Origin of the sequence: Brachybacterium sp. J144, from assembly GCF_036321705.1 — a bacterium.
Classification (GTDB): Bacteria; Actinomycetota; Actinomycetes; order Actinomycetales; family Dermabacteraceae; genus Brachybacterium.
In genome coordinates this window covers 157,530-174,461 of sequence record NZ_JAZDCG010000004.1, presented here as the reverse complement: position 1 = coordinate 174,461, position 16,932 = coordinate 157,530, and the positions used below count along the sequence as shown (strand labels likewise).

Genomic DNA, 16,932 nt, shown 5'->3' with positions numbered 1-16,932 from the left:
CGTGCAAGCAGATCGTTTCGACCGCGCCACGCCCCCGGTCGCCCCCACGTCGCCGGGACTCTCGGTGGACGAGCAGGGCCGGGGCACCTTCGCCGTCGCCGCGCCCCGGGCCCGGGCGGTGGACCTGTGCATCCGGCAGGGGGCGGCCGAGCGCCGGCAGCGTCTGCGCCACTTCGACGGCGGTCTGCGCTGGGACCATGTGACCGGGATGGTCCCGGGTACCGAGTACGGCTTGCGGGTCGACGGTCCGTGGGATCCCGCCCGGGGCCTGTTCTCGAGCCCGCACAAGCTGCTGCTGGACCCGTGGGCGCGTGGCATCTCGCACTCCTCCCCGCTGCTGAGCAGCTTCTTCCCCTTCGAGGTCGACTCGATGCTGGATCGCGTGGGCGAGCAGCACGAGCTCTCGAGGACCGACTCGGCGGACAGCGCCGTGTGGTCGGTCGTGGTCTCCGACGCCTTCGATTGGCAGGACGACCTGCGCCCCCTCGTCGACTGGGACGCCACGGTGCTGTACGAGCTGCACGTCAAGGGTTTCACCCGGCTGCAGGAGGATCTGCCGCACGAGCAGCGCGGCACCTATGCGGGACTCGGGCATCCCACGGTGACGGGGTACCTGCGCAGCCTGGGCGTAACCACGGTGGAGCTGCTGCCGATCCACGCGGCGATGGACGAGCCTCACCTGACACGGCTGGGGCTGACGAACTACTGGGGCTACTCCACCCTGTCGTACTTCGCCCCGGATCCCTCGCTGGCCACGACGGCCGCGCAGCAGGCCGGCGCCCAGGCGGTGCTCGACGAGGTCAAGACCATGGTGCGCAACCTCCATGCGGAGGGGCTCGAGGTCGTCCTCGACGTCGTCTACAACCACACCGCCGAGGGCGGCGCCGACGGGCCCTCGCTGTCCCTGCGGGGGCTGGACAATCTCGAGTACTACTGGACCGACGGCGGCACCTTCCTGGACGTGACCGGCACCGGCGGCACCCTGGATCCGCGCTCGGTGCACGTCATGGACCTGATCCTCTCCTCGCTGCGCTACTGGGTCACCGAGGTGCACGTGGACGGTTTCCGCTTCGACCTCGCCGCGACCCTGGGCCGCGACGACCGCGGGTTCCGCCCCGACCACCCGTTGCTGCGGGCGATCGCGACGGACCCCGTGCTCCGCACCGTCAAGCTGATCGCCGAGCCCTGGGACGTGGGCACGGGCGGCTGGCAGACCGGCTCCTTCCCCGTGCCCTTCGCCGAGTGGAACGACGCCTTCCGCGACGACGTGCGCTCCTTCTGGCTCGCCGATCGCGGGCACCGGGCACGCACCGGCGAGACGGGGGTGGGCGGGGTCCGCGACCTCGCGACCCGCCTCGCCGGCTCCTCCGACCTGTTCTCCGCGCAGGACCCGCCCGAGCTGCCCGAGGGCAGGAGCCTGCGCTCACCCTGGGCGTCGATCAACTACGTCACCGCTCACGACGGCTTCACGCTGCGGGACCTCACGGTGTACGAGACCAGGCGCAACGAGGCCAACGGCGAGGACAACCGCGACGGCACCTCCAACAACCGCTCCTACCACCACGGCCACGAGGGCGAGGTCGATCCCGCGCAGGAGGGAGCCGCGGAGATCGAGGCGGCACGACGGCGCAGCGCGCGGAGCCTGCTGGCGACGCTGCTGCTCGCCTCGGGGACCCCGATGCTCACCGCGGGCGATGAATTCGGCCGCACCCAGCGGGGCAACAACAACGCCTACTGCCAGGACAACGAGATCTCCTGGATCGACTGGCGCCTCGACGCCCGGGCCACGGCGCTGCGCGAGACGGTCGTGGAGCTGCTGCGCCTGCGGGGGGAGCATCCGCAGCTGCGCTCCCCGCACTTCCTGCGACCGGCGGATCCGGCGGCGCTCGGCGCCGGGCAGATCGCCTGGTTCGGGGCCGACGGGGAGGAGATGGACCACCGGAGCTGGATGGACTCCTCCCGCCATCTGCTCACCATGCTCCGCCCCGCGGTGCACGGCCGCGAGGGCGCCGAGCACCTGCTGGTGATCCTCTCCTCCGAGGAGGGCCCGACGACGGTCCGCCTGCCGCGCGCGCCCTGGCCGCAGGGCACCGCACGGGTGCTGCTCGACACGGCGGCGGAGCGGCCGCGGAACCGCTCGCTCACCCCGATCGTCGACGGTTCGCTCGAGGTCGCCGGGGTCTCGGTGGTGGTGCTCGGACTCCCGGCCCGCGGTCCGCAGGAGCCTGCTCAGACGCTATCGTGAGGCGTGTCACCGTGACCGTCGCAGGCACCCTGTGGTGCCAGGCAGGAGAGGCCATGACCGAGACCACCGACCCCACCGCGTCGAGCGGGACTCCGGCCCCCCAGACCGCGTCGGCCGCGGCGGACCCGACAACCTCGTCGGCTCCGTCGGCTCTGCCTGTCTCGTCAGCCGCGACGGAGCCGATCGCGCCCGCCCCCGCCGCACCGCGCGGTCCGAGCGGACCGGACGGTCTCGACGCCGGCGTGGGCCGGATACCGATCATGGACGTGCAGCCCGTCGTCGACGGCGGCCGCTTCCCCGCCTCCTGCGTCGAGGGCGAGACGGTCACCGTGCGGGCGAACGCCTTCCGCGAGGGCCACGATGCGATGGGGGTCCAGGTGGTGCTCACCGCCCCGGACGGCTCCGAGACCGTCACCCCCATGCGTTCGACGAACCCTGGCCTGGACCTCTGGGAGGCGCCGGTGCGCCCGGACGCCACCGGCCACTGGTCCTTCCGCGTCGAGGCCTTCTCCGCGCCGTATGCGACCTGGGCCCATGTCGCCGAGGTGAAGATCCCTGCCGGTCTCGACGTCGAGCTGGTCTGCGCCGACGGCGCCGTCGTGCTCGAGGCGATCCTCGCGGAGATCACCGCGGGCACCCGCCCCGAGGCCGACGGGCCCATGGTCCGCGCGGCCCTCGCCTCGCTGCGCAGCTCCTCCCTCAGCCCCGCCGCCCGTGTCGCCCCGGCGCTCGCCGAGGACCTCCGCGGGCTGATGACGGTCCGGCCGCTGCGCGAGGGCGTGACCGTCTCCGGTCCCCATCGTCTGATCGTGCATCGCCGCCGGGCGCTCTACGGCTCGTGGTACGAGTTCTTCCCCCGCTCCGAAGGCGCGCGCTTCGAGGAGGGACTCGGCTGGATCTCGGGGACCTTCGCCACCGCGACCCGGTCCCTCGACCGGATCGCCGAGATGGGCTTCGACGTCGCCTACCTCACCCCGATCCATCCGATCGGGTCGACTTTCCGCAAGGGCCGCAACAACACGCTCGAGCCGCAGCCCGGCGATCCCGGCTCGCCGTACGCGATCGGCTCCGCGGACGGCGGGCACGACGCGATCCACCCCGATCTCGGGACGCTCGCGGACTTCGACGCCTTCGTCGCCCGGGCGCAGGAGCTCGGGCTCGAAGTGGCCCTGGACATCGCCCTGCAGTGCTCCCCCGACCATCCCTGGGTCGCCGAGCATCCGGAGTGGTTCGTGGTCCGCTCCGACGGCAGCATCGCCTACGCCGAGAACCCGCCGAAGAAGTACCAGGACATCTACCCCCTCAGCTTCGACACGGACTACGAGGGCCTCTACGCGGCGATCCGGGACATGCTCGAGCACTGGGTCGACCACGGGGTCACCCTGTTCCGCATCGACAACCCGCACACCAAGCCGGTGCGCTTCTGGGAGGAGCTGCTCGCGGAGTTCGACGCGAAGCACCCCGAGGTGATCTTCCTGGCGGAGGCCTTCACCCGGCCCACGATGATGCACGCCCTGGGCAAGGTCGGCTATCACCAGAGCTACACCTACTTCACCTGGCGCCACACCCCCGAGGAGCTGCGCGAGTATCTCGAGGAACTCGTCGCGGCCGCGCCGTACATGCGCCCCAGCTTCTGGCCCACGACGCACGACATCCTCACCCCGTTCATGAGCGGCGGCGGGCGAGCGGCCTTCGCGCTGCGCGCGATCCTCGCCGCGACCCTGGTGCCCACCTGGGGCATCTACGCCGGGTACGAGCTCGTCGAGGACGTCCCCCGGCCGGGGGCGCAGGAGCAGATCGACAACGAGAAGTACGAGTACAAGCCCCGCGACCACGCCGGGGCGCTCGCCCGCGGGGAGAGCCTGCAGCCGCTGCTCACCGCGCTGAACCGGATCCGGCGCGAGCACCCGGCTCTGCAGTCGCTCACCGCGATCTCCTTCCACGAGGCCGAGGACCCGCAGGTCCTGGTGTTCTCCAAGCACCTCGACGCGGCGTCCTCCGGGACCGGCGCGCCGGACACGGTGCTGGTCGTGTCCCTCACCGAGCACGACCGCGACGCCTGGACCACCCTGCGCCTGGACCTCGGTTCGCTGGGCCTGGAGCCCGGTGCCACGGCCTTCGAGGTCGAGGACCTGCTGACCGGGGAGCGGTTCCGCTGGGATGCGGCGCCCTATGTGATCCTCCGCGCCGCCGACCGGCCGGCGCACGTCCTGCGCGTCATCCATCCCGAGGAGAGCTGACATGGCATCGACCACCCAGGGCATCGACGGACTTCCGGCCCCCGCACCGCGCATGCCGCTCGGGGAGCATGAGCTCGGGGCGGCCGCCACCGGCAGCTACCACGACCCGCACTCCGTGCTCGGCGCGCACGAGTACGAGGGCGCCGTCACCGTGCGGACCCTCAAGCCCCTCGCGCACGAGGTCGCGGTGCTCCTGCCCGACGGCACCACCGCGGCGATGGAGCATGAGTACGACGGCATCTGGACCGCGGTCCTGCCGCAGCCCCACCTGCCCTCCTACCGGGTGCGGGTGACCTGGTCCGAGGGCGCGGACCCGGTGGACCTCGAGGAGCCCTACCGCTTCCTGCCCACGATCGGCGAGCTCGACCTGCACCTCATGCGCGAGGGCCGCCACGAGGAGCTGTGGCGGGCGCTCGGCGCTCACGTGCGCACGATCGACGGGGTCGCGGGCACCTCCTTCACGGTGTGGGCCCCCAACGCCCGCGCCGTGCAGGTCGTCGGCGGCTTCAACGGCTGGCGCGGACGCGGCCACGCGCTGCGCAGCCTCGGCGCCTCGGGCGTGTGGGAGATCTTCGTACCCGGCGTCGGCGTCGGCGAGGTGTACAAGCTCCGGATCCTCGGCGCCGACTCGACCTGGCGCGACAAGGCCGACCCCATGGCGCGACGCACCGAGGTGCCGCCGGCGACCGGATCGATCGTGACCGACTCGGACTTCGAGTGGAGCGATGACGCCTGGCTCGCCGAGCGCGCCGACCACGATCCGCTCGCCACGCGGATGTCCGTCTACGAGGTCCATCTCGCGAGCTGGCGTCCCGGGCTCGGCTACCGCGAGCTGGCCGTCGAGCTGGTGGACTACGTGCGCGACATGGGATTCAGCCATGTCGAGTTCATGCCCGTCGCGGAGCATCCCTTCGGCGGCTCGTGGGGCTATCAGGTCACCGGCTACTACGCCCCGACCTCCCGGCTGGGAACCCCCGACGAGCTGCGCCATCTGATCAACGCCCTGCACGAGGCCGGGATCGGCGTGATCCTGGACTGGGTCCCCGCCCACTTCCCGAAGGACGAGTGGGCGCTCGCGCGCTTCGACGGCACCCCGCTGTACGAGCATGCCGACCCGCGCCGCGGCGAGCATCCGGACTGGGGCACGTACGTCTTCGACACCGGCCGGCACGAGGTGCGCAACTTCCTCGTGGCCAACGCCTGCTACTGGCTCGAGGAGTTCCACGTGGACGGCCTGCGGGTCGACGCGGTGGCGTCGATGCTGTACCTCGACTACTCGCGCGCCGAGGGGCAGTGGATCCCCAACCGCTATGGCGGACGCGAGGACCTGGAGAACATCGGCTTCCTGCAGGAGGCCACGGCGACCGCCGCCAAACGGGCCCCCGGCATCGTGATGATCGCCGAGGAGTCCACGTCATTCCCCGGCGTCACCCGGCCCACCTCCGAGGGCGGGCTCGGCTTCCACTTCAAGTGGAACATGGGCTGGATGCACGACACCCTCGCCTACGTGGGCCAGGACCCGATCCACCGCCAGTACCACCACGGCGAGATGACCTTCGCGATGGTGTACCAGTACTCCGAGAACTTCGTGCTGCCCATCAGCCACGACGAGGTCGTGCACGGCAAGGGCTCCCTGCTGCGCAAGGCTCCGGGGGACGACTGGCAGCAGGCGGCCACGCTGCGGACGACTCTCGCCCTGCAGTGGACGCATCCCGGCAAGCAGCTGCTGTTCATGGGCACCGAGTTCGCCCAGGGCACCGAATGGTCGGAGCAGGCGGGCCTGCCCTGGTGGCTGCTCGAGTACCCGTTGCATCGCGGCACCCACCAGCTGGTCAAGGACCTCAATGCCCTCCAGCGGGAGCTGCCCGCGCTCTACCAGCGGGATCAGGATCCGGGCGGTTTCGAGTGGCTGCTGGGCGACGACGCGGTCCACAACGTCTTCGCCTACCTGCGCCGGGACCAGGCGGGCGATCCGGTGGTCGTGGTGCTGAACTACTCGGCGCAGGCCTGGCACGAGCACCGGATCCCGCTGCCCGAGGGCGGGACGTGGCTCGAGGTGCTCAACTCCGACGCCCCGGTCTACGGCGGCAGCGGGGTCGGGAACCTCGGCCGGGTCCACGCCGAGCCGGTGGGGATGCACGGTCGCGAGCACTCCGTGCGGCTGTCGGTCCCGCCGCTCGGAGCGGTGGTGCTGATCCCCGAGCGGCTGCGTGCCGGCTGAGCCCCGCCCGCCGGCAGGCGCCTCAGAACAGGAGGTTCGCGAGGCGCTTGCGGGCGGGTCCGACGCGCGGATCCTCGGTGCCGGCGATCTCGAAGAGCTCGAGCAGGCGGGTGCGGACCGCGTCCTTCGTGTCCTGATCGGCGCCGCGCAGCAGGTCCAGCAGACGCCCGAAGGCATCGTCGACATGACCGCCCAGCATGTCCACATCGGCGGCGAGCATCTGGGCGGAGAGATCCCCGGGCTTCTCGGCGGCCGCCCGGCGCACCTCGTCGAGATCGACGCCCTGCGTGCGTCGCATGAGGGTGACGGTGGCGAGTCCGGTCCGCGCCTCGGCGTCGGCGGGGTTCTCGCGCAGATGCTTCTCGAAGGCGGCGACGGCACCGTCGAGGTCGCCCCGGTCGATCGCCTCGTAGGCCTCCGCGATGAACGGCGGCAGCGGCTCGGCGGCAGGCTCCTCGGCGCCCTCGGACCCCTCGCCCCCGGGCACCTCGAGGCCCTGCTGGCGCGCGAGGTCAAGGACCTGCGTGAGCAGCGTGTCGATCTCGCCGTCGGGCAGCACCCCGGCGACGATCGGCTGGACCTGGCCGAGCAGGAGCAGCAGCAGGCTCGGCAGCTGTTGGACCTGGAGCGCCTGGGCGACGCGCGGCTGCGTGTCGGCGTCGACCACCGCGAGGCGGACCGCCCCGGCGTGGGCGTCGACGCCGCGGCGCAGGGAGGCGAGGAAGCCGGCGCCCTCGGGCACGCGGGAGCTCGTGACCAGGAGCAGGGTCGGGACCTGCTGCGAGTCCGCGACGATCTGCTGCAGCCCCTGCTCGGTGACCGTCACCTCGTGCGCGGAGGCCTCCCCCGCGGTGGCGCCGCCGTCGGCGGGCTGCTTGAGGGCGGCGAGATCGATAATGCCGTAGGGATCGGTCACGGAGGAGCTCCTTCGACGGGTTCAGGACCCTGACAGTCTAGGGAACTCTCCCCGGGTGCGTCGTCACGCCCTCCGTCTCAGGAGCCGGTGGCGGTGAGCGCGGTGAGGGTGGCCCCGACGGGCTGGACCTGACCGCCGGCCTCGGCCGAGGGGATGTACAGCGCGACGTGGGTGCCGAAGGTGCGCACGAACTCCTTCGTGAACTCGCGGGTGCCGACCACCTTGGTGTACGCGTTGTCCTCGGCGTAGCGCATGGTCGCGCCGTCCTTGATGGTGACCTTGCGGGTGGAGGTGAGGGTGCCCATGACGAGCGCGCCGCCGTCGTCCGTGCGCAGGCCCGCGAACTCGTCCTCGCGCACCGCATACGTCTCGCGGATGGTCGCGCCCTCGTCCCACTCGACCCCGGCGTTGAGCGCCTTGCGCTCCTCCTGGATCTCGCTGTGCCGCGAGGTGATGAAGGGGTCGACGGCCAGCTGGTCCTCGGGATCCTTCGCGTCGCCGTCGGTGAGCACCGTCGCGTAGAGTGCCAGCGCCTCCGCGGGGGTCATCACCAGGTCCGCGGCGTCGATCGCGACGGCCTCGGAGCCGACGGCGGCGTCCGCGACGGTGGGCATGGCCACGTCGACCGCCTGCTGGGCCCAGCCCCAGGTGGTGTACGGCGAGCGGGCGTCGGCCTGCTGCAGGGCGACGAAGAAGGGCACGCCGTCAGCGGCCGAGTTCTCGACCAGGCCGATCGCGGTGCGCGGGAAGTCAGTGCCGGTCGTGGACATCGGCACCACGAGGGCGGCCCCGGGCACGGTGAGCTGGGCGGCCCACTCCTCGGCTTTGGCGATCAGCGCGTAGGCGGCGGTGCGGAACTCGACCGCGGAGCCGATGACGCGGGGCGCCAGCTGGGCGGGGTCGCGGGCCTCGTCGGCCGCGGTCACCGCGGTGCTGATCTCCGCGACGACGGCGTCGAGCTGCTCGGTGGTCTGCGCCGGGGTGGGCTCAGCGATCTCCGGTCCGGCGGGCGGGGCGGGCGGTGCCTCCGGCTCGGAGGCGCAGGCGGAGAGGACGCCGCCGACGAGGAGCGCGCCGGAGCCCGCGAAGAGGCTGCGGCGGGCGAGCGGGCGAGAAGTCATCGGGAGGTCCTTACTCAGGGGCGGGTGCGGAGCGGGCCGGGTCATCGGGGCTCCTGCCCCGGAGCGGGCTGCTCGTCGGACTCCGCGGACGGGTCGGACGGAGCGGACGGATCGAGCTCGGTGGACGGGTCAGCATCGGGCAACGCGTCGGCATCGGCGGAGCTATCGGAACCGGCGGCCTGCGCGGTCTTTGCGGTCTCTGCGGACTCGGCGTCTGCAGGATCCTCGGCCTCCTCGGCTTCCTCCGCCTCCACGGGCGCGAGCACCGCGGTGTCCTCGCCGTCCGCGGAGGCGCGGCCAGCGGGCGCCCCGGCGACGGACCAGGCGTTGGCGTCCTCGGCGTCCGCCCGGTCGTCGGCATCGCCGACGGCGCCGGCCGCCGCGGACCCGCCGACCACGATCGGAGCGGACGCACCCGGCTCGGCGCTCTCGAAGGCGTCGCTCTCCTGCGTCTCCTCGATCTCGTCCTCGTCGAGCCGCTCGCGGCGGCGTCCTCCGAGGGAGACCACGAGGAGCACCAGGCCGATCACGGCGACGGCCGCACCGCCGGCGTAGGCGAAGGGGACCCACTCGTTCTCGTCGTGCACGGGCCAGGTGATCGAGACCTGGTCCGCTCCGGGGGCGGTGCCGTCGGTGACGATGAGGATCGCGCGGTACACCTGCGCGTTCTCTCCGTGCTCGCCGGCGTAGAAGTCGGCCACGTCGATCGTCGCGGGGCTCGGGGTGGTCTCCACGGAGCGCCACAGGTCCGAGGTGGTCGGATCGGTCAGCTCGGCGGAACCGTCGGGGTTGACCTCCTGCGTGCTCAGGGTGGTCCAGTCGCTCGCCCCGGTGATGCGGGTGTAGCGGGTGCCCTCGAGGTAGGCCTCGAGGTCGGCGTTGGAGGCGGTGATGATCGAGACGTCGCTCGCGCCCTCGATGGTCACGGTGCCCTCCTCGCCGCCGACGTAGAGCACGCCGGGATCGATGAGCACCGCGGGCCCCGGATCGGAGAGGGAGACGGTCGCGGTGGTCTCGGTGTCGGGGGCCCAGGTGGTCTCGCCGAGGCGGCCCAGCACCAGTCCGATCAGTCCGAGCAGGACCAGGAGGACGGCGAGGAGTCGTTGCACGTGGAAGCTCCGTATCAGGCGGCCCGGACCGGGCACGAGGTGGTGGACCCGTCCACGATAGGCGGACGAGCCCGCCGGGGACACCTCCACGTGAGGTCCTCCACCTGGGTAAAGGCCCTCTCATGAGCGTCTCATCGGCGTCTCATGGGGCGGCCTGACGTACTCTGTCGGGGTGCGTCTCGTCGTTGCCCGCTGCTCCGTCGACTACACCGGTCGACTCACCGCCCACCTGCCCCTGGCCCCGCGCCTGCTGATCGTCAAGGCCGACGGCAGCGTGCTGGTCCACTCCGACGGGGGCAGTTACAAGCCCCTGAACTGGATGAGCCCGCCCGCGACGTTGCAGACCAGCACCCGCAGCGCCGAGGAGGCCGCGGCGGATCCCGAGGGCGACTGGCTCGAGCAGTGGGACGTGGTGCACGACAAAACCGGCGACCGCCTCCGGGTGCGCCTGCACGAGACCTACGAGGACTCCGCCCATGAGCTCGGCGTCGATCCGGGCCTGCAGAAGGACGGCGTCGAGGCGCACCTCCAGGCGCTGCTCGCGGACAACATCGAGACCCTCGGCAGCGGGTGGTCGCTCGTGCGCCGCGAGTACGGCACTGCGATCGGTCCGGTCGACATCCTCGCGCGCGACCCCGAGGGCCGCGCCGTCGCGATCGAGATCAAGCGCCGCGGGGAGATCGACGGCGTCGAGCAGCTGACCCGCTACCTCGAGCTGCTCAACCGCGATCCGCTGCTCGCCCCGGTGCGGGGGATCTTCGCCGCCCAGGCGATCAAGCCCCAGGCGCGCGTCCTCGCCGGGGACCGCGGCATCGACTGCGTGACCCTCGACTACGACGCCCTGCGCGGTATCGACGACGTCGAGTCCCGCCTGTTCTGACCCCTCCCCCTCTCGCGTCCGGAGACCCATGGGCACGCTCGCCGATCCGTCCACCCCGCTGAGGGTCGACCTTGCCCTCCGCGGCACCGCCGTGCTCCCCCAGGGCCTCGTCCCCGACGCGCTCGTGCTCATCACCGGCGAGCACATCGTCTGGGCGGGCGCCGCGCCGGCGGCCCCCGAGCACACGGCTCTCGCCGAGCGGGCGCACGACGGGCTGCTGCTGCCGGGGCTCGTCGACCTCCACTGCCACGGCGGCGGAGGAGCCTCCTTCCCCGATGCGGCCGATGCCGCGGAGATGCTCACCGCGGTGCGCGAGCATCGTCGCCACGGCACCACCTCGCTCGTCGCCTCTCTCGTCACCGCCGACGCCGACACGCTGCGCGCCCGGGTCGCGGACCTCGCCCGCCTCGCCGCCGACGACGAGATCGCCGGCATCCACCTCGAGGGTCCCTTCCTCTCCGTCGCCCGCTGCGGCGCCCAGAACCCCGAGCACATCGTCGCCGGAGACGCCGACCTCGTGCGGGAGCTCGCCCAGACCGCCGGCGGCGCCCTCGCCACCATGACCGTGGCCCCCGAGGCAGAGCAGGCCGACGCCGTGATCGACGCCCTCGCCGAGGTGGGCGCGATCCCCTCGCTCGGGCACACCGACGGCTCGAGCGCGACGATGACGGAGGCCGTGGCGCGGTCCCGTCGGGAGCTGCGCCGCGAACAGGGTCGCTCCCCCCGCCCCACCGCGACCCACCTGTTCAACGGGATGCGGCCGATCCACCACCGCGATCCGGGGCCGGCCCTCGCCGCGCTCGACGCCGCCTCCCGCGGGGAGCTCGTGGTGGAGGTGATCGCGGACGGCGTCCATCTCGACCACCGCACCGTCGCCCACGTCTTCGCCGTCGCCGCGGAGGGCGCGGTCGTCCTGGTGACCGATGCGATGGCCGCCGCCGGCATGCCCGACGGGCAGTACCGGCTGGGGTCGCTGGACGTCACGGTGGCGGAGGGCGTCGCGACCCTCACCGAGCAGGGGGCGATCGCGGGCGGCACCGCGCACCTCCTCGACGTGGTGCGCTGCGCCGTGCTCGAGGCCGGGGTGGACCTGGTCGACGCGGTCCGCGCGGCCTCCCTCGTGCCCGCGGAGGTGCTCGGGCAGCAGGACCGGATCGGCTCCCTCGCGGCAGGTCGTCGTGCCGACGCGGTCCTCGTCGACCGCGAGCTGCGGCCGCTGGAGGTCCTGCGCGGCGGAGTCCGGGTCGCCGACTGACCCGTCGGCGTCGTCGCCGACCGATCAGTCGGCGTCGCCGAGCACCATCCCGGTGGGGGCGGCCTCGAGCCAGGAAGTCATCGCCGCCCCGGAGACCCGGTCGACGACGGCGCGGAGCCGGCGCTCCCCCAGGAGGGAGAACTCGAGCAGGCAGCGCTCGGGCTCCCCGTCGAGCTGCGGGGGCAGGAACTCCCGGCGGACGTCGAGGATCTCCTCCCGGCGGATCACCACCTCCGGGCCCAGTCGCAGCGAGAAGGCCCGGAACCAGCGGAGCCGGTCCGGGCCGAAGCGCATCATGCCGTGTTGCCAGCTGGGCCCGCCCACCCAGGCGGACCGCCACAGGGTGCAGTCGAATGCGCCGCGCTGGCGGCTGAGCCCCACGTGCCGCAGCACGATCGCGCCCGCCGCCAGAACGACGAGCATCCCGATCCCCAGCAGGAGGATCGGGATGCTCACATGGTTCATCGGAGTCGGTCGCGGATCAGCGCGCCTGGGCGTCGACCTGCTCGGCGTCGTCCACGCCGATGGTCACGACATCCGAGTCGACCGAGACGAAGCCGCCGTGGACCACGCGCTCGGTGGCGGTGCCGTCCTCGGCCAGGATGCGCACCGCGCCGTCGCCGAGAATGGCGAGGGTCGGCTGCATCTGCGGCAGGATGCCCATCGAGCCGTCGACGGCCGGGACCACGACCTGTGCGGCGCGGCCGCTCCAGACCGTGCGGTCCGCGGTGACGAAGGTGACCTCGAGAGCACTCACGCCCCGAGCTCCTTGTCGATGCGGTGCTGGTTCTCGAGCACCATGTCGATGCCGCCGACGTTGAAGAAGGCCGACTCGGTGATGTGGTCGAACTCGCCGTCGCAGATGCCCTTGAAGCCCTCGATGGTGTCCTTCAGCGGGACGTCCGAGCCGTCCACACCGGTGAACTGCTTCGCGAGGTGGGTGTTCTGCGAGAGGAACTGCTGGATGCGGCGAGCGCGCGAGACGATCACCTTGTCCTCCTCGGAGAGCTCGTCGACGCCGAGCATCGCGATGATGTCCTGGAGCTCCTTGTTGCGCTGAAGGATCTGCTTCACGCGCACCGCGGTGTCGTAGTGGTCCTGGCCCACGTAGCGCGGGTCGAGGATGCGCGAGGTCGACGCCAGCGGGTCGATCGCCGGGTACAGACCGCGCGAGGCGATCTCGCGGGAGAGCTCGGTGGTCGCGTCCAGGTGGGCGAAGGTGGTCGCCGGGGCCGGGTCGGTGTAGTCGTCGGCCGGGACGTAGATCGCCTGCATCGAGGTGATCGAGTGGCCGCGGGTCGAGGTGATCCGCTCCTGGAGCACACCCATCTCGTCGGCCAGGTTGGGCTGGTAGCCCACCGCGGAGGGCATGCGGCCCAGCAGGGTCGACACCTCGGAGCCCGCCTGGGTGAAGCGGAAGATGTTATCGATGAACAGCAGCACGTCCTGGCTCTGCACATCGCGGAAGTACTCCGCCATGGTGAGAGCCGACAGCGCCACGCGCAGACGGGTGCCCGGCGGCTCGTCCATCTGGCCGAAGACCAGGGCGGTCTTGTCGATGACGCCCGACTCGGTCATCTCCTCGATGAGGTCCCAGCCCTCACGGGTGCGCTCGCCGACGCCGGCGAACACGGAGACGCCGTCGTGGTTGTTGGCCACGCGGTAGATCATCTCCTGGATGAGAACGGTCTTGCCGACGCCCGCGCCGCCGAACAGGCCGATCTTGCCGCCCTGCACGTACGGGGTGAGGAGGTCGATCGACTTGATGCCGGTCTCGAACATGGTGGTCTTCGACTCGAGCTGGTCGAAGTTCGGTGCCTTGCGGTGGATCGGCCAGCGCTCGGAGACCTGCAGCTCTGAGGCCGGCTTGTTCAGCGGGTTGCCGACCACGTCGAAGACGGTGCCGAGGGTCGCGTCGCCCACGGGCACGGAGATCGCGGCGCCGGTGTCGGTCACGGCCTGCCCGCGGACCACGCCGTCGGTCGGCTTCAGCGCGATCGCGCGGACCATGCCGTCACCGAGGTGCTGAGCGGTCTCGAGGGTCAGGGTCGAGTCCTCGAGGCCGGAACCCTCGGCGCGGATCTCGATCTGCAGGGCGTTGTACAGATCGGGGATGTTGCCCGGGGGGAACTCGATGTCGATCACGGCGCCGGTGACGCGTGCGACGCGCCCGGTGGCGGTCTGGGTCGGCGAGGGGGCGGTGGTGGTCATGTGCGGTGTCTCCAATGGGTGCGTCGGCGGGGCGGGGCGATACCGCCCGGGTGTCTGCGGGGTCTCAGCGTTCCGCGCGGCCGGAGCCGGCGAGGGCGTCGGCACCGCCGACGATCTCCGTGATCTCCTGGGTGATCTCCGCCTGGCGCGCGGTGTTCGCCAGTCGGGTGAACTTCCTGATCTGGGTCTCGGCGTTGTCCGTGGCCGTCTTCATCGCCCGCTGGGTCGACGCGTGCTCGGACGCCATCGCCTGCAGCAGGATGTTGATGATGCGGGCCTCGACGTAGCGCGGGAGCAGCTCGGCGACGACGGTCTCGGCATCGGGGGCGAAGGCGTACAGCGGGTACACCGGACGCTCCTCGCTCTCCTCCGCGTCCACCAGGCCCATCGGGACCAGGCGGACGGAACGGGTCTCTTGCACGAAGCGGGAGCGGAAACGCGTGCCCACCACGTACAGCTCGTCGAGGTGGACCGAGGGGTCCTCGTCGAGCAGGTCGGCCGTGACCGCCTGGGCGATCTCGCGACCGAGCTCGGGCAGCTCCGCCTCCTTGTAGGGGGTCCAGGCACGGTGCGGCGGACGGTTGCGGAAGCGGTAGTAGGTGTCGCCCTTGCGGCCGACGACGTACATGACCGGCTCCTTGCCCTGGTCCCGCAGCAGGTTCGCGAGCTGCTCGGCGTCCCGGATCACGTTGTGCGAGTACGGCCCGGTCATACCGCGGTCCGCGGTGATCATCAGGATGCCGACCCGGCCCGAGGAAGTGCGCTCCGCCTGCAGGAAGGGGTGGGCGATCTCGTCGGAGTGCGTGGCCACCGAGCCGATGGCGCGGGTTAGCGCCTCGGCGTAGGGCGTGGTGGCGAGCACGCGAGCGTGCGCCTTGGCGATGCGCGATGCCGCGACCATCTCCTTGGCCTTGAAGATCTTCTTCATGCCCTGAGCGGACCGGATCCGCTGCTTGTAGACCCTCTGCTGGGCTCCCATGTCTCTCCTCGTGCGGGGTGGATGCGTCCGGGCGGTGCCGCCGCCCCGTCTCCGGGGCGGCGGCGCTCGCATCAGCCGCGGACGATCTGCTCCTGCTCGATCTGATCGGCGTCGGCGCGGGCGTGCACGTCGCTGCGTGCCGCATCCTCGCCGCGGCCGGCCAGGAAGTCCCGCTTGACCTCGTCGAGGATGCGCGAGAGCTCCTCCTCCGTGGAGGACTCGAACTTGCCGGTGGTGCGGATGGCGTCGAGCACGCCGCCGTTGTGGCGCAGGTGCTCGAGCAGCTGGGCCTCGAACTCGCGGACGTCCTCGACCTCGATCTCGTCGAGCTTGCCGGTGGTGCCTGCCCAGATCGAGACGACCTGCTCCTCGACCGGGAACGGCGAGTTCTGGGACTGCTTCAGCAGCTCCATCAGGCGGGCGCCGCGGCTCAGCTGCTGCTTCGACGCGCCGTCGAGGTCCGAGGCGAACATGGCGAAGGCCTCGAGATCACGGAACTGCGCGAGCGAGATCTTCAGGGTGCCCGAGACCGCCTTCATGGCCTTGGTCTGCGCGGAGCCGCCGACGCGGGAGACCGAGATGCCGACGTCGACCGCCGGGCGCTGGTTCGCGTTGAACAGGTCCGACTGCAGGAAGCACTGGCCGTCGGTGATCGAGATGACGTTGGTCGGGATGTACGCCGAGACGTCGTTGGCCTTGGTCTCGATGATCGGCAGACCGGTCATCGAGCCGCCGCCCATCTCGTCGCTGAGCTTCGCGCAGCGCTCGAGCAGACGGGAGTGCAGGTAGAAGACGTCACCCGGGTAGGCCTCGCGGCCCGGCGGACGGCGCAGCAGCAGGGACACGGCGCGGTAGGCCTCGGCCTGCTTCGAGAGGTCGTCGAAGACGATGAGGACGTGCTTGCCCTCGTACATCCAGTGCTGGCCGATCGCGGAGCCGGTGTAGGGCGCGATGTACTTGAAGCCCGCCGGATCGGAGGCCGGAGCCGCCACGATGGTGGTGTACTCGAGCGCGCCGTTCTCCTCGAGGGTGGCGCGGACCGAGGCGATGGTGGAGCCCTTCTGGCCGACCGCGACGTAGATGCAGCGCACCTGCTTGTCGGGGTCGCCGGACTCCCAGTTCGCCTTCTGGTTGAGGATCGTGTCGATGCCGATCGTGGTCTTGCCGGTCTGGCGGTCACCGATGATCAGCTGACGCTGGCCGCGGCCGATCGGGGTCATCGCGTCGATGGCCTTGAGACCGGTCTGCATCGGCTCCTTGACCGCCTTGCGCTGCATGACGCCGGGGGCCTGGAGCTCGAGGGCGCGGCGGCCCACGGTCTCGATCTCGCCGAGACCGTCGATCGGGGCACCGGTGGGATCGACCACGCGGCCGAGGTAGCCGTCGCCGACGGGCACGGAGAGCACCTGACCGGTGCGGCGGACCTGCTGGCCCTCCTCGATGCCGCTGAACTCGCCGAGGACGACGACGCCGACCTCGCGGAGCTCGAGGTTCAGGGCGAGGCCGAGGGTGCCGTCCTCGAAGCTGACCAGCTCGTTGGCCATGACGTCGGGCAGACCCTCGACGCGCGCGATGCCGTCAGCGGCCTCGCTGACGCGACCGATCTCCTCGCGCACGGTGGCGCCGGCCTGGTAGGTGGACACCGCGGTGTCCAGGGCGTTCCGGATCTCCTCCGGGCTGATCGTGAGCTCAGCCATGTGCTGCTTCGCTTCCTCTCGGTCTCCCCGTCACCGGGGATGGTCTGGAAAATGCTGG

13 protein-coding genes are annotated in these 16,932 nt (G+C 71.6%); 5 read left to right on the top strand and 8 right to left on the bottom strand.

Translation table 11 applies throughout. The features are described 5' to 3' along the window. Position 1 precedes the first annotated feature (1 nt). From glgX to glgB, 3 genes are all read left to right on the top strand, one after another. Complete coding sequence (gene glgX / locus V1260_RS02965; RefSeq protein ID WP_329745305.1) at positions 2 to 2,245, top strand: glycogen debranching protein GlgX; 2,244 nt, start codon at positions 2 to 4, stop codon at positions 2,243 to 2,245. A 260-nt stretch (positions 2,246 to 2,505) separates the two neighbouring features. Continuing rightward, positions 2,506 to 4,485 (top strand): alpha-1,4-glucan--maltose-1-phosphate maltosyltransferase, encoded by a 1,980-nt coding sequence (locus V1260_RS02960; RefSeq protein WP_442878109.1) that lies wholly within the window; start codon positions 2,506 to 2,508, stop codon positions 4,483 to 4,485. Position 4,486: 1 nt separating this feature from the next. Beyond that, positions 4,487 to 6,706, top strand: coding sequence for a 1,4-alpha-glucan branching protein GlgB (gene glgB, locus V1260_RS02955; protein WP_329745303.1), 2,220 nt, complete (start codon positions 4,487 to 4,489; stop codon positions 6,704 to 6,706). A gap of 22 nt (positions 6,707 to 6,728) precedes the next feature. On the opposite strand, the gene V1260_RS02950 is transcribed toward glgB, so the two are convergent. The 3 genes from V1260_RS02950 to V1260_RS02940 all read right to left on the bottom strand — a co-directional run bounded on the left by V1260_RS02950 (position 6,729) and on the right by V1260_RS02940 (position 9,942). Next, a complete protein-coding gene (locus V1260_RS02950; protein WP_329745302.1) occupies positions 6,729 to 7,622 on the bottom strand; it encodes a co-chaperone YbbN in 894 nt (297 codons plus the stop codon). 77 nt (positions 7,623 to 7,699) lie between these two features. Then, positions 7,700 to 8,743 (bottom strand): hypothetical protein, encoded by a 1,044-nt coding sequence (locus V1260_RS02945; protein ID WP_329745301.1) that lies wholly within the window; start codon positions 8,741 to 8,743, stop codon positions 7,700 to 7,702. A gap of 41 nt (positions 8,744 to 8,784) precedes the next feature. Continuing rightward, positions 8,785 to 9,942 (bottom strand): hypothetical protein, encoded by a 1,158-nt coding sequence (locus V1260_RS02940; RefSeq protein WP_329745300.1) that lies wholly within the window; start codon positions 9,940 to 9,942, stop codon positions 8,785 to 8,787. A gap of 82 nt (positions 9,943 to 10,024) precedes the next feature. Between V1260_RS02940 and nucS the strand changes: the two genes are divergently transcribed. Together nucS and V1260_RS02930 are read left to right on the top strand one after the other, a co-directional pair. Continuing rightward, positions 10,025 to 10,732, top strand: coding sequence for an endonuclease NucS (gene nucS / locus V1260_RS02935; RefSeq protein ID WP_329745299.1), 708 nt, complete (start codon positions 10,025 to 10,027; stop codon positions 10,730 to 10,732). A 28-nt stretch (positions 10,733 to 10,760) separates the two neighbouring features. Further along, positions 10,761 to 11,987 (top strand): N-acetylglucosamine-6-phosphate deacetylase, encoded by a 1,227-nt coding sequence (locus V1260_RS02930; RefSeq protein ID WP_329745298.1) that lies wholly within the window; start codon positions 10,761 to 10,763, stop codon positions 11,985 to 11,987. 24 nt (positions 11,988 to 12,011) lie between these two features. On the opposite strand, the gene V1260_RS02925 is transcribed toward V1260_RS02930, so the two are convergent. The 5 genes from V1260_RS02925 to atpA all read right to left on the bottom strand — a co-directional run bounded on the left by V1260_RS02925 (position 12,012) and on the right by atpA (position 16,874). Next, positions 12,012 to 12,452 (bottom strand): DUF2550 family protein, encoded by a 441-nt coding sequence (locus V1260_RS02925; protein WP_329745297.1) that lies wholly within the window; start codon positions 12,450 to 12,452, stop codon positions 12,012 to 12,014. A gap of 16 nt (positions 12,453 to 12,468) precedes the next feature. Next, entirely contained in the window at positions 12,469 to 12,744 is a 276-nt protein-coding gene (locus V1260_RS02920) for a F0F1 ATP synthase subunit epsilon (RefSeq protein WP_329745296.1), read from the bottom strand. Next, entirely contained in the window at positions 12,741 to 14,198 is a 1,458-nt protein-coding gene (gene atpD / locus V1260_RS02915) for a F0F1 ATP synthase subunit beta (protein WP_329745295.1), read from the bottom strand. The genes V1260_RS02920 and atpD overlap by 4 nt, the downstream gene beginning before the upstream one ends. A 64-nt stretch (positions 14,199 to 14,262) precedes the next feature. Further along, on the bottom strand, positions 14,263 to 15,177 hold the full coding sequence (locus V1260_RS02910; RefSeq protein ID WP_329745294.1) for a F0F1 ATP synthase subunit gamma: 915 nt from the start codon (positions 15,175 to 15,177) through the stop codon (positions 14,263 to 14,265). 71 nt (positions 15,178 to 15,248) lie between these two features. Then, on the bottom strand, positions 15,249 to 16,874 hold the full coding sequence (gene atpA / locus V1260_RS02905) for a F0F1 ATP synthase subunit alpha (protein ID WP_329745293.1): 1,626 nt from the start codon (positions 16,872 to 16,874) through the stop codon (positions 15,249 to 15,251). Positions 16,875 to 16,932 lie beyond the last annotated feature (58 nt).

Coding starts and splice junctions, on each gene's coding strand:
- V1260_RS02960 (WP_442878109.1), top strand. CDS start 2,506: ATGGACGTGCAGCCCGTCGTCGACGGCGGCCGCTTCCCCGCCTCCTGC.
- glgB (WP_329745303.1), top strand. CDS start 4,487: ATGGCATCGACCACCCAGGGCATCGACGGACTTCCGGCCCCCGCACCG.
- V1260_RS02945 (WP_329745301.1), bottom strand. CDS start 8,743: ATGACTTCTCGCCCGCTCGCCCGCCGCAGCCTCTTCGCGGGCTCCGGC.
- V1260_RS02930 (WP_329745298.1), top strand. CDS start 10,761: ATGGGCACGCTCGCCGATCCGTCCACCCCGCTGAGGGTCGACCTTGCC.
- V1260_RS02925 (WP_329745297.1), bottom strand. CDS start 12,452: ATGAACCATGTGAGCATCCCGATCCTCCTGCTGGGGATCGGGATGCTC.
- atpD (WP_329745295.1), bottom strand. CDS start 14,198: ATGACCACCACCGCCCCCTCGCCGACCCAGACCGCCACCGGGCGCGTC.
- V1260_RS02910 (WP_329745294.1), bottom strand. CDS start 15,177: ATGGGAGCCCAGCAGAGGGTCTACAAGCAGCGGATCCGGTCCGCTCAG.
- atpA (WP_329745293.1), bottom strand. CDS start 16,874: ATGGCTGAGCTCACGATCAGCCCGGAGGAGATCCGGAACGCCCTGGAC.